This is a genomic window from Paenibacillus sepulcri (genome assembly GCF_042647105.1).
GTDB classification, from domain to species: Bacteria; Bacillota; Bacilli; order Paenibacillales; family Paenibacillaceae; genus Paenibacillus_Z; species Paenibacillus_Z sepulcri.
Genome location: NZ_JBHRUP010000001.1, coordinates 7,139,395 through 7,151,211, shown reverse-complemented (window position 1 = coordinate 7,151,211; position 11,817 = coordinate 7,139,395). Strand labels below are relative to the sequence as shown.

Annotated in this window: 13 protein-coding genes and 1 tRNA gene; 3 read left to right on the top strand and 11 right to left on the bottom strand. The window is 51.0% G+C overall.

Annotated elements, in window-relative coordinates; translation table 11 throughout:
- Nucleotides 1-16 precede the first annotated feature (16 nt).
- Nucleotides 17-1,708: a dihydroxy-acid dehydratase gene (gene ilvD / locus ACFOLF_RS31130; RefSeq protein ID WP_210039555.1), complete on the top strand. Its 1,692-nt coding sequence runs from the start codon at nt 17-19 to the stop codon at nt 1,706-1,708.
- Nucleotides 1,709-1,805: 97 nt separating this feature from the next.
- On the opposite strand, the gene ACFOLF_RS31125 is transcribed toward ilvD, so the two are convergent.
- The 5 genes from ACFOLF_RS31125 to ACFOLF_RS31105 all read right to left on the bottom strand — a co-directional run bounded on the left by ACFOLF_RS31125 (nt 1,806) and on the right by ACFOLF_RS31105 (nt 6,913).
- Nucleotides 1,806-2,912: an ABC transporter permease gene (locus tag ACFOLF_RS31125; protein ID WP_210039556.1), complete on the bottom strand. Its 1,107-nt coding sequence runs from the start codon at nt 2,910-2,912 to the stop codon at nt 1,806-1,808.
- On the bottom strand, nt 2,912-4,177 hold the full coding sequence (locus ACFOLF_RS31120; protein ID WP_210039557.1) for an ABC transporter permease: 1,266 nt from the start codon (nt 4,175-4,177) through the stop codon (nt 2,912-2,914). Before ACFOLF_RS31120 ends, ACFOLF_RS31125 begins: the two co-directional genes overlap by 1 nt.
- 66 nt (nt 4,178-4,243) lie before the next feature.
- Complete coding sequence (locus ACFOLF_RS31115; protein ID WP_210039558.1) at nt 4,244-5,176, bottom strand: ABC transporter ATP-binding protein; 933 nt, start codon at nt 5,174-5,176, stop codon at nt 4,244-4,246.
- Between the two features lie 157 nt (nt 5,177-5,333).
- The gene (locus ACFOLF_RS31110; RefSeq protein ID WP_210039559.1) at nt 5,334-5,969 is read right to left on the bottom strand and encodes a response regulator; all 636 of its coding nucleotides are present in this window, start codon (nt 5,967-5,969) and stop codon (nt 5,334-5,336) included.
- Complete coding sequence (locus tag ACFOLF_RS31105) at nt 5,966-6,913, bottom strand: sensor histidine kinase (protein WP_379113058.1); 948 nt, start codon at nt 6,911-6,913, stop codon at nt 5,966-5,968. Before ACFOLF_RS31105 ends, ACFOLF_RS31110 begins: the two co-directional genes overlap by 4 nt.
- A 1-nt stretch (nt 6,914) precedes the next feature.
- On the opposite strand from ACFOLF_RS31105, the gene ACFOLF_RS31100 reads away from it, so the two are divergent.
- A complete protein-coding gene (locus tag ACFOLF_RS31100; RefSeq protein WP_379113056.1) occupies nt 6,915-7,127 on the top strand; it encodes a hypothetical protein in 213 nt (70 codons plus the stop codon).
- Nucleotides 7,128-7,168: 41 nt separating this feature from the next.
- Here ACFOLF_RS31100 and ACFOLF_RS31095 read toward each other — a convergent pair whose 3' ends face one another.
- Nucleotides 7,169-7,510: a DUF1801 domain-containing protein gene (locus tag ACFOLF_RS31095; RefSeq protein ID WP_379219581.1), complete on the bottom strand. Its 342-nt coding sequence runs from the start codon at nt 7,508-7,510 to the stop codon at nt 7,169-7,171.
- 165 nt (nt 7,511-7,675) lie between these two features.
- The gene (locus ACFOLF_RS31090; protein WP_210039561.1) at nt 7,676-8,368 is read right to left on the bottom strand and encodes an O-methyltransferase; all 693 of its coding nucleotides are present in this window, start codon (nt 8,366-8,368) and stop codon (nt 7,676-7,678) included.
- Nucleotides 8,369-8,486: 118 nt separating this feature from the next.
- On the opposite strand from ACFOLF_RS31090, the gene ACFOLF_RS31085 reads away from it, so the two are divergent.
- Nucleotides 8,487-9,401 carry a LysR substrate-binding domain-containing protein gene (locus tag ACFOLF_RS31085; protein ID WP_210039562.1) on the top strand — a complete coding sequence of 305 codons (915 nt, stop codon included), beginning with the start codon at nt 8,487-8,489 and terminating at the stop codon, nt 9,399-9,401.
- A 6-nt stretch (nt 9,402-9,407) separates the two neighbouring features.
- Here the strand turns inward: ACFOLF_RS31085 and ACFOLF_RS31080 are convergent, their stop codons facing one another.
- From ACFOLF_RS31080 to ACFOLF_RS31065, 4 genes are all read right to left on the bottom strand, one after another.
- Nucleotides 9,408-10,331 (bottom strand): haloalkane dehalogenase, encoded by a 924-nt coding sequence (locus tag ACFOLF_RS31080; protein WP_210039563.1) that lies wholly within the window; start codon nt 10,329-10,331, stop codon nt 9,408-9,410.
- 203 nt (nt 10,332-10,534) lie between these two features.
- Nucleotides 10,535-10,621 (bottom strand) — tRNA-Leu (locus ACFOLF_RS31075).
- 317 nt (nt 10,622-10,938) lie between these two features.
- A complete protein-coding gene (locus ACFOLF_RS31070; RefSeq protein ID WP_210039564.1) occupies nt 10,939-11,256 on the bottom strand; it encodes a TFIIB-type zinc ribbon-containing protein in 318 nt (105 codons plus the stop codon).
- A gap of 115 nt (nt 11,257-11,371) precedes the next feature.
- Entirely contained in the window at nt 11,372-11,806 is a 435-nt protein-coding gene (locus ACFOLF_RS31065) for a NucA/NucB deoxyribonuclease domain-containing protein (protein WP_210039565.1), read from the bottom strand.
- Between the last annotated feature and the right edge of the window lie 11 nt (nt 11,807-11,817).

The window sequence follows — 11,817 nt, the reverse complement described above, 5'->3', positions numbered from 1 at the left end:
AGAGGAATGAACAAGAATGGCTGAAAAAAAAGATTTGAGAATTCGCAGCAAAGTCATCAGCGAGGGCGTGAACCGCGTCCCTAACCGCGCCATGCTCCGGGCAGTCGGATTTCAGGATGCGGATTTCAAGAAGCCCATGATCGGCGTGGCAAGCACCTGGAGCGAGGTCACTCCGTGCAATATCCATATTAATGATTTGGCCGTCCGGGCCAAAAAGGGAATTCAGGAGCATGGCGGCGCCCCGCTGATATTCAATACCATTACCGTTTCGGACGGGATTTCAATGGGACATGAAGGCATGCTGTATTCGCTGCCCAGCCGTGAAGCGATAGCGGACTCCATTGAAATCGTAACGAACGCGGAACGGTTTGACGGCCTGGTTGCCGTGGGCGGGTGCGATAAGAACACCCCTGCTTGCCTCATGGCCATCGGGCGCATGAATTTGCCGGCTGTCTACGTGTATGGAGGAACGATCCAGCCTGGGAAGCTGGATGGCAAAGATATCGATATTGTCAGCGCCTTCGAAGCAGTCGGCCAATATCATGACGGCAGAATGACCGATGAAGAACTGCATAAGGTCGAGTGCAATGCCTGTCCCGGAGCCGGTGCCTGCGGCGGCATGTATACGGCCAACACCATGGCCTCAGCCGCCGAAGCGATGGGAATGAGTCTGCCCGGCTCTTCTTCCACCCCGGCTGTCTCCGCCAATAAAGCGGTGGAATGCGAGGAAGCGGGACGAAGCGTGCTCGAGCTCCTGGAGAAGGGGATTTATCCCAGGGATATCATGACCAAGAAGGCATTCGAGAATGCGATCACCGTTGTCATGGCTCTTGGCGGTTCAACCAACGCCTTCCTCCATCTGATCGCCATTGCCCATTCGGTGCAGGTTGATTTGACCTATGACGATTTCGAGCGCATACGAATCAAAGTTCCTCATCTTGCGGATTTAAAGCCGAGCGGCAAATATGTCATGCAGGACCTTAATGATATCGGCGGTGTTCCCGGCGTGATGAAGCTTCTTCTCGACCAAGGCTTTCTTCATGGGGACTGCATGACCGTTACAGGCAGGACGTTGGCTGAGAACCTGGCGGAGGCTGCGCCTTTGCAGGAGAATCAGGATATTATCCGTCCGTTCGATAACCCTTTGAAGCAAAGCGGCCCCTTGGTCGTGCTGCGTGGAAATTTGGCGCCTGAGGGAGCCATTGCCAAGATGTCCGGGATGAAAAAGCTGCGTTTTACCGGCCCTGCCCGGGTATACGACAGCGAGGACGCGGCAACAGCCGCGATTTTGAACAATGAAATCCATAAAGGGGATGTGCTGGTCATCCGGTACTGCGGTCCCAAGGGCGGACCGGGTATGCCCGAGATGCTGTCCGTCACGGCTCTGATTGTAGGAAAAGGTCTTGGCGGTGAGGTTGCCCTGATCACCGACGGAAGATTTTCAGGCGGATCGCATGGCTTCGTCGTGGGACATGTTGCGCCGGAAGCGCAGACAGGCGGCCCCATTGCCCTGCTGCAGGAGGGGGATACCGTGACTATCGACAGTGAAACACAGGACATTTCATTCCAGGTTACCCCGGAGGAACTGAAGAAACGGATCCGGGAATGGACTCCGCTGCCGCTGAAATTTACGACAGGCGTGCTTGCCAAATACGCGCGGCTGGTATCGTCGGCATCCAAAGGCGCGGTCACGGATTTATTCGAATAGCTCATCCAATATTGCCAAAAGATCCTCAACCGCATCGGTTTTGAGGATCTTTTTTTGCATCGTGCAGTTATTATGGCTCACACGGTCATCACAACGATTAAGCCTTTTGGCGTTCCATTAAATTAATTCCCACTCCGAGGCATACCACGCCTATCAACAACAGCTTGGCGGCAGGCATCAGCACATCGGACCATCCATCCTCATAAATTGCCACTCCCGTTAATGCCTGCAGTGCATGGGTCAGCGGGAAAATCTGCGCCAAGCCAAGAATGATTGGATTCGTCAGCGTGCCGGGCGGGACATACACTCCGCCGAGCATGGGCATAATCGGGACGATAGCCGGCAGCACCGAGTTGAATTGCTCCGGTGTTCTCAGCACGCCTGCAAGCAGCATGGCAAACGCCACCATTGCAAAGGTATACAAGGCCCCGAGAATGAGCAGCATGCCGAATTGCTCGCCAAGCTGATAGCCGAATCCATAACGGAAGACGAGAAAGACAATTGCAATTTGCGCGAATCCGACCAGAGAGCTGTATAGCAGATGTCCCAGATACATTTCCGTTTTGCGTACTGGCGACAGAATGACCCGGTTCCATATGCCGGAGGCTTTTTCAGATGTCAGCGCACTGACCTTGAATCCGATGGTAAAAATGACCAGGAACAGGGTGAACCCGAATAAATAATGTACGCTCATATCATACTTGGCGATAGCTTGCCCGTTCAATGATTGTGTCCGCAGGGTAAGAGCCGGCTGCTGGAGATCATGATCCGCTGCCTGCCTGAATCCGCTTGCGTCCTTTGCTTGTTCTGCGGCGGCACGCAGCTTCAGCTCCTTCTCGAAGACCGCGTGTACTTGTCTTTCCACGATTTCAACATTAGGACCGTCAACCGCCGCAATCATCCGGTAATCCTCCGCCATGAGCTTGACCGCGACATCCACCCTGCCTTCGCGGACGTCCAGCCGGGCCTGTTTTTCGTCCCGTAGCTTGAACTGATAAGCCTCGCTTTGATTTAACCGGTCTATCCATGACTCGGCTTCCGCTTTAGTGAGCCCTTGATCGCCGAAGACATCGATCTTCATTTTATTGGAGCCCATCAAGCTGCTGGATAGAAGAGTAGCCCCAATGCTGATCGCAAGAAAAACGAGAACCAGAACCGGGGACCGCCTGTCTTTCATCCATTGCGCCAAAAATACCGGAAACATCAGATCCGCCCCCTTCTCGGAAACAGCAAGCATCCCAATACGATCAACATGATCGAGAAAACCGCCATTTTCAGAAATGGCGTCGTCAGAACAGTAAACGAATCCTGCCCGATCCACTGGATGAAGACGGATAAGGAAACGCCGTTAGGCGTCCATTCTCCAACCTGTTTAAGCCAATCAGGCAGAATGTATTTGGGAATAAAGCTCCCTCCGATCGTCCCCAGTATTCCGATGATGAGGGAAAACAATCCGCTCGCCGCCGAGTCTTTCATCCGAAAGGTCATGGAGGTGAACAATGCGGAGAAAGCTGCCACGCTCAGGGAGGTCGCTATCGTAATCATTGCCATACCCAACCAAAATTGAAGCGAGCGTCCCGGGAACAAATTGAAAATAAAGTGGGACAGAAGAATAAGGATCGATAATTGCAGCAGTGACATACAGAAGGTCGATCCAACTTTCCCGGCCAGATATTGGAACGGGTGACTGCCTGCTAGCAGGATTCGCTGAAACACATGCTCCCTCTTCTCGGTTATCGCTTTCACAGCGGTTGTGATGGAGATAAACAGGGCAAACACGATACTGATTGCGATGGCATAATATTGAAATGAAGTGAGCGGCTTTACACCGGCTATCGTCTCCAGTCCGCCAGCCGGAGATACCGCTTCAGTCAGGTCTGGCGCTGCTGTACGCGTATCCAGCGTATGATCGATCGCCGATTGCAGATTCAATGATTGCATAAATTCGTTGATCAGATCCTGCAGCACGTCAATCCGCATCGATGAACGGTGATCTGCCGTTAGCGTGATAGCGGCGCCGCCCCCTTCATTCAGCAGCATCTTGTTCAGTGCCGCCAGAGTGAAGCCTTCGGGAATGGTAATTATCGCTTCTATATCTTTATGCTGCAGCTGGTTACGGGCGGTCTCGCTATCCATCACATTGGTTGTGATGAAGGATTGTTCCTTCATTCTTTGCATCAGCAGTGAGGCCGGCAGTATTTGTTCCGGCTGATTCTCAAGCGACGATGTGAATTTCCCAGACAAAGATAGTGATGCGGATGAACTCCGGAATTGTGCCAGAGCAGCCGCTTCGTTGTCTTTATTAACGATGGCCACGGTCATTTGCAGCGGAACATCCGATTTTTCCACCCAGGATGAGGTGGTGAATCCCAGAATGACAATAATAACGAGAGATGTCAGGATTGAGATGATCATTTCCGTGCGGTCTCTCCACAAAACCAGGAAATCCTTTCTAATAAATGGTCCCAACCAGGTCCCCTCCCTCACGTTTTGCAGCAGCAAAACTTTCTTTCGCACGTTTATTCTTTTGAGAAGCTAATCCCTTAATTTGCGGCCGGTCAGATGCAGGAATACATCTTCCAGACTTGGCGTGTGTACGTGGATGTTTACAATCTGCACATGCTGCCGCTCAGCCTCTTTGACCACCTCGGAGAGAATGCCGCTTTGTTTCATGACAATCAGCTTCAGCCCTTTTTCCGTTTCTTCGGCCATTCTGACCGGCTTCAATGCTTGAAGCTCCCGGGCAAGCTCCGGGCTCGGCTCGTTAAGCTCGATAAGCAGAGTATCTTCCCCGGATAAAATGCGCCGCAATTCCTCCTGGGTGCCCGAAGCAATAATCCGGCCGTGATCCATGATGTATACGCGGCTGCATAATTGTTCGACCTCTTCCATGTAATGGCTCGTATACAGAACGGTCGTGCCCTTCTCCCTGTTCAGCAGCCGGACGGTGTCCAGAATATGATTGCGGGACTGCGGATCAATTCCGACAGTCGGCTCATCCATGATCACAATCTGCGGATCATGCAGCAGGGCAGCGGCAATGTTGATACGACGTTTCATACCGCCCGAGAACGTTCTGATCAATTCCTTCTGCCGCTCACGAAGACCGACCATCTCCAGCACTTCTTGAATTTTCAGTTCCAGTCCGCTGCCTCTCAGCTTATAAATGCGGCCGAAAAATTTCAGATTCTCATAGGCCGACAGCTCTTCGTACAAGGCGATTTCCTGCGGCACCACACCCAGCACCCTGCGGATATCCTGCGGATGCTTCACGACACTTTTCCCGTTCAGCCTCACGTCTCCGCCCGTTGGTCTAAGAAGTGATGAAATCATCGAGATGGTCGTCGATTTCCCCGCTCCGTTTGGTCCGAGCAGACCGACCGATTCGCCTTGATCCAAATACAAGCTGACTTCGTCAACAGCGGTTTTCCCTTTGAAAACCTTGCGCAGCTCCACCGTTTCCAGCATGTTGCTTGCCCCCTTTCGAGTTATGGCGATCCTTCATCCCGTTTAAGCACTCATTATTATCCCGATGGCATACTTAAAGTTTATATACAAAAAGACAGTGCTCCCACTGCCTTCGGTCATTTCAAGTTTGGCAAACCATGACTTGCGTCACTTTTATTCAAACGATACCGTGCCGGATCGCATAGATGGCCAGCTGCGTCCGATCGCGCAGGTCCAGCTTATCCATGACCTGACTGAGGTGATTCTTGACCGTACCGACGGATAGCCCCAGCTCGCTTGCGATTTCCAGGTTGCTCCTTCCGACCCCTACCTGGCGGATGATCGCCAGCTCACGCGGTGTAATGGATGCATCGACCTGCTGCTTTTCTCCGGTTCCCCTGAGCAGCTGCGGAATGATCTTGGCCGCCACGTCGTCCTGCAGGGCAAGCCCGCCGGCCAGACAGCTTCTGATGGAGCGGATGAGCGCTTCCGGCTCGGCATCCTTGAGCATATATCCGTTTGCCCCAAGCTTCAGCGCCTCCAGCGCATACTGTTCATCGTTGAATGTGGTGAGCATGAGCACCTTGCACTGAGGCCAGCGTGTCCGGATTATTCGCGCCGCCTCCAGACCGTTCATCTCCGGCATACGAATATCCAGCACGATAATGTCGAAGGCATGGGACTCGCAAAGCTTCACGGCATCCTTCCCGCTGCCGGCCTCACCGGTGACCCGCATTTCGCTGTCGGTTTCGATCATCATTTTGAGTCCTTGGCGTACCATTGCCTGATCCTCGGCGAGCAGAATTCTGATCATGCCTCCACCTCACCCTTTTTCACCATCGATAATGTCCCCCGCACGATAAACCGGTCTTCGTAGGCAAGGATATCCAGCTGTCCTCCGGCAGACTCGATTCTCTCCCGCATGGAGCGGAGTCCGAAGCCTTCCCGGAATGGCTTATTTTCTTTGCGTGTATTGATAATTTCAAATCTGAATACGCCTCCGCCGGGCGCTTCAAACAATATATCGGCATCGCGGGCATTGCTGTGCCTCATCATGTTCGTCAGAGCCTCCTGCACAGCGCGGTAGACGGCAATGGACTGGGTATTGCTCAAGGGCGCCGAAAGAGCGCCATGCTTCACAGAAAAATTAACCCGGATGAAGCTCTCCGCTTCCAGCTTGCGGATCAAGCTCAGAATGGCGGCCAACCCGCCTGCCTCATGCTGCTTCAAGGCTTTGACCGCATTTCGCGTCTCATCGAGACTTTCCTTGGCCAGAACCTTAAGCGCCTGCATGCGGCCCGCCGCTGCAGGGTCTGCCTCCATGCGGAATACCTCCAGCTGCATTAACAGCGCCGTCAATTTATGCCCGACAGAATCATGAATATCCCGTCCAACCTGTACCCGCTCCTCCTGACGCGCCGCTTGCTCGTCTGAGACGATACGCCGCTTCATTTTACGATATTCGCTCAGCAGCGCTTCATTCCGGGCAGTCATTTCCTCTTCATTCTTCCAGATTCCACGAAAGACCATAAAGGCTGCACCATGCAATAAGCCATACAAGCAAATAAACAGCGGTGAAAGGGTGGAATATCCCCAGTATCCTGGCGAAATCGCCCCAATCAACAGAATAACACTAATTACCGATGCGTGAGGGGCAGGAAGCCGGTAAACCGCCTCCCCTGCGATCAGCGAGAAAACAAGCAGCGGATAAGGATTGGGGAATCCTCCGCCTTCCGGCCAAAGAGCAGTGACAGCCATTATGGCAGCAGCGCTTAAAATTACCGTCAGCGCAATTGGTTTCTGCCGGAAGAGAGGAGTTATGAAATACAAGGCGAAGAACAGTGCGCTCATAAGGATACGCCAAGGCATTTCCACGGGGCTCATTGAAAAAGAAGCAAAATTGCAAATCCAGGCAATCGCCAGAAACGAAAACCAAACCCAATATGAGCGCATGCTACACCCCCTGCCCTAAACCATGTACCTTTATCATTTCCGCGGGCTCGTCACTTCCAGCTATTTCATTACAAGCTCCACCAGCTTTTCTTTCTTGGCCTCCACATCATTCATATCAGTAAACCTCACGAGCGCCCTGTCACTGACAGCCCAGTCCAATAATCCTGTGGCATCCTCAAACATAGGCTTCTGCGCAGTGCCATCTTTTAACTTGGCCCCGCAATGAAAAACAAGCCGGAAAAATCCCTTACCGTGAAGATTAAAGGTCATTCTATCCTCATTCCCATAACAGAAGCTCGGTGCATTCCACTTTATATGTTCGCTGATTTGCTTATCCGCACTTAAAATGATCGTTCGTACTGCTTCTATTTCCTTCTTCAGGGGATGCTCGAGATTGTTCATATATTCATTAACCTGCTGATGGCCAGACAATGCCATTGCCTTCTTCCCGTTGGTTCCCGATTGGTTCTTGTTGGTTGTCTCCATTTCTTCCCCCCGTTAAATGGTCGAGCCGCAGCTGTACATTCTATGCGAATGAGATTCTCTATAGCAATAGTAGCATATAATTTAACCCGCGGTTTCTTCCGAATTGCGATTCACAATCCCTATTGCGAACCCGTCATAGCCTTTGCTTCCCACTGTCTGAATGGCAGTAGCCGTAATTCCCGGTTCTTCAGCCAGCAAATCATAGAATTCCCTTACTCCTATGACGCGCGGATCGCTGCTATTTTCATTTATGATTTCTCCATCACGGACGACGTTATCACCAATAATGACCGTTCCCTTGCGTGAAAAATGAAGCGCCCACTTCAGATAGGCGGGGTTGCTCGGCTTATCGGCATCGATAAATATTAGATCGAATGGCGCTGCCTGCTCTTTCTCCAACAGGGCCAATTGCTCCAGCGCGTCCCCTGCCCGAAGCTCCACAATATCATCCAACCCGGCAAGCGAGATGTTGGCCCGAGCTGTTTCGGCGTGATGAGGGTCTAATTCTATCGTGACCAGTTGTCCGCCTGCCGGCAGCGCTCTTGCGAGCCAGATGGTACTATAGCCACCCAATGTGCCGATTTCCAGAATCCGTTTTGCGCCTTGCATTTGAGCCCAAATGTTCAATAACTTTCCCTGGTTCGGCGTTACGTCAATCGCCGGCAGCCCAGCCTCCTGATTGGCGGCCAACACCTTTTCCAGAACGGGATCATGCGGAATAAGACGCTCTGTAATATACCGGTCTACTTGGGTCCACGTGTTCATTTGATTCATCGTTATCACTCCTTTTTATTTTTCAACTCCATTGTAATTGAAGTATAATCATAGATATAATATATCTTTTTAGACACTTTATAATTTAAATATATGAATCGAGATAAGGAGTGCCGCTATGAATCTTCACGCCCTGCGTTTATTTCATCTGGTAGCTGCGACCGGAAGTGTGACTCGTGCCTCGGAATTACTGAACATAAGCCAGCCGGCCATTACCGCCCAGGTTAAAAAATTCGAAAAAGAATTGGATCTCACCCTGCTTAAGCCGCATGGCCGGGGAATTGCTTTAACCGATGCGGGAGAAAAGCTTGCTCTGCTCGCCAAGAGACTTTTTGCGGTTGAACAGCAGATCGAACAGTTCTCCCAGGATTACCGTACAGGCGCCAAAGGTCACATCCGGTTGGCTGCGACGTATTTGCCTGCCCATTTTCTGATCCCGGCCTGGATTGCCAAGTTCAAACAGCAGTATGAAGAAGTGGAAATGACGATTACGACAACCAACTCCAGCGATGCCCTGAAGCAGCTTTTGAATGTGGAGGCGGATTTGGCGATTTATGGAGGTTTGCCGGAAGAATATCCGGATACGGTTCAGACCGAGGAATTGTTTCAGGACGAATTATGGTTCGTCGTGGCGCCGAATCACCGTTTTGCGAATCAGCATGTTTCTTTACTGGAGATGATGAAGGAGCCGTTTGTTATGCGCGAGGAGGGAAGCTCCACACGCGAGAGATTATTTGCCTTATGCCGGACATACATCTCATCGGCTCCACGGATAGCATTACAGTTCAATGGATTGCATGAGTCAATCACAGCGGTTATTGCCGGATACGGCGCGAATTTCGTTTCTTCATTGGTCGTCCGCGATTATGTGGCGCGCGGGGAGTTATGCCGCGTGTATGTAGAAGGAATCCACCTAGTAAACAGCATTGCCATCTGTACCCGCAAAAACGAACCCTTATCCGCTGCCGCATCCAATCTCATTCAAATGATCCGCCGGAATCCTTTTACCAAAGCTTATTCTGATTTTATTTAAATCCCATTACAGCACCCGATGGGAAACCTCGCTCATCTGACGAAACCACCTCAGAAGCTCTTGTCCGATCGCATGCGGGTTCTCCTCCAGCAGATGATGGAAGCCCGTGCCGATATGGAACAACGACAAGTTCCGCAGATTAGAGAGGCACCAGTTCAATTGAGGCTCGCGTACGGTGCAGCCGGGCGTTGCATAGAACAAAATTTTCGGAATGTCACTGCCTGTAAACCACACGTTGCGCTCCTCCACGGCTTGTACAACATCGCTTGGCTCGCCTTCAACGGGAATCTGATTCGGGAACACCCACATCGGCTTCCGCTGATCCGGATTTCGGAACGGTTCCCGATACTGCTCATGTTCTTCCGGCGTTAGCGTCCGGTTGATGATAATATGAGGCATGCCTTCGATAAATACACTGTTATCCCGCATGAACGCCCACCCCTCCTCAGGATCGCGCAGCTTCTGAAACAGCTCTCTGGATTCCGGCGGGGAGAAATCCGACCAGGACGCATTCGGATACAAGGCTTGCGGCTCTATCATCGCTACGGCTTTCACATTATCCGGATGGTTGGCCGCCACCTGCAAACCAATTGCCATTCCCCAATCATGACCCACCAGGACGATATCCTTCAATCCGAGCTTTTCGATGAAGCGGCTTATATAATCGACATGCTCCAGAAAGGTGTAGCCGATATCCGGCTTGTCGGATCTGCCCATTCCGATCAGATCGACCGCAATGCATCTGGCGGATTGCTGCATATATAGGATCACATTCCGGAACGTGTAACCCCAAGTGGGATTGCCGTGGAGAAAAACAACAGGGATCCCGGTCCCCTGATCGATATAATGCAGCTGATGACCATTCACATCAAGATAACGGGATTCGAACGGAAAATCTTCTCCAACAGGCAGCGTTTCAAGATTGGACATTTGTGATGCAGCTCCTTTATGCTTGAGTTCTGCTGTTATCTTAACATCCTTGCCCGAAGGCTCATTGTAAAAATGCGACACGATCGAATCGAAAAAAGAAGTATTCCCCCGCTCCGCTGTCAGGGAATACTTCTTTAAATGGTTCTTCGGTTTCTATTACATATAAAAAAACTCTTCATCAAGAAGAGTTTGGCTTGAGGGTTTGGTGCGGTCGAGAGGACTCGAACCTCCACGGCATTGCTACCACTGGAACCTGAATCCAGCGCGTCTGCCAATTCCGCCACGACCGCATAAGTTGGTATTTCTTGTGGCATATCTCTTAACCACGAGATTTATCTTATCATCCGTACAATCCGAAGTCAATCATCCGGGATAAAGTTCCACAATTCGAAATACTCAATAATTAATAGCTTTTACGCTGTTCATTCCTCCCCTCTAAAAAGCAAAAAACTCCAGCCAACTTGCCGGAGTCTTATTATCGTAATGTTACTTAAACAGTAAATATAGTTATGATTCACAAAGGATCATGCAGCGGGTTCATCTCCAGGCTTTTAAAAAAGCAGGCCCCCGCAAAGCCGGGAAGCCTGCTATTGAATTCCTATTTGACTCATTCAAACAAGTCGCCGAACACGTCCATCATGTTTTTCTTCTTTTTATAAGGTTTGCCATTCTTGTCGTAGCCTCTTGAACCGTAAGCATCGTTCGAGTGATCATCCTGCCTATAGCCGCGGCTGTCTTGATTATCATAGGAGACCTGACGCTCCAAACGGTCATATTCGCTGCGGACCTCGCGAATTCCGTTCGTCAGCTTGTCCAGTTCACCACGGTCAAGCCAAACGCCTTTGCATTCGGGACAGACATCGATGACCACGCCGTTCTTCTCCACCTCACGCATACGCGCATCATCACATACGGGACATTTCATTATGAATATCCTCCATTCAATTCATGTCGTTGCTCGGTCTTTTCTACGTTTGAATGGGGCTGAGGTTTCATGTTTTGTCCTACGCAGCGTAAAGAAGATGAATCCAGCGAGCGTTCTATTTCATAATGAACATCACCGTTGCCCCGTCCGGATAGTCCTCCAGCTGATTGCTGACCCAAGCGCCCGCTCCCCGGTTATCCGATGGGGTTATGTAAGCAATATCGGCATTCTCGCCGCCTTCCGCACACATGGCCATCGGCCACTCGTCGCGGTCAAAACCTTTTTTCGTATCAATGCCCTTCAGAGAGGCTTTTCTATTCTCATCCGCTCCATCCCTGTCAATGGTGCAGACCGGCGACTTCCCCGCTTCAATAGCCTCTTTGATGTGCCTGGCTGTCTTCGGAAAACGGTCGGTAGGAAAATGAATGGAATAATCCGCTTCTCCGTATACCGGCGCTTCCGTCTGTTCCTTCAGAAAATCCAGACGGGGAATAATAAATAGGACGATAACTGCTAATAATAGGGCGAATATGCTGCTCTTCCGTTTCAAAGTCTGAACTT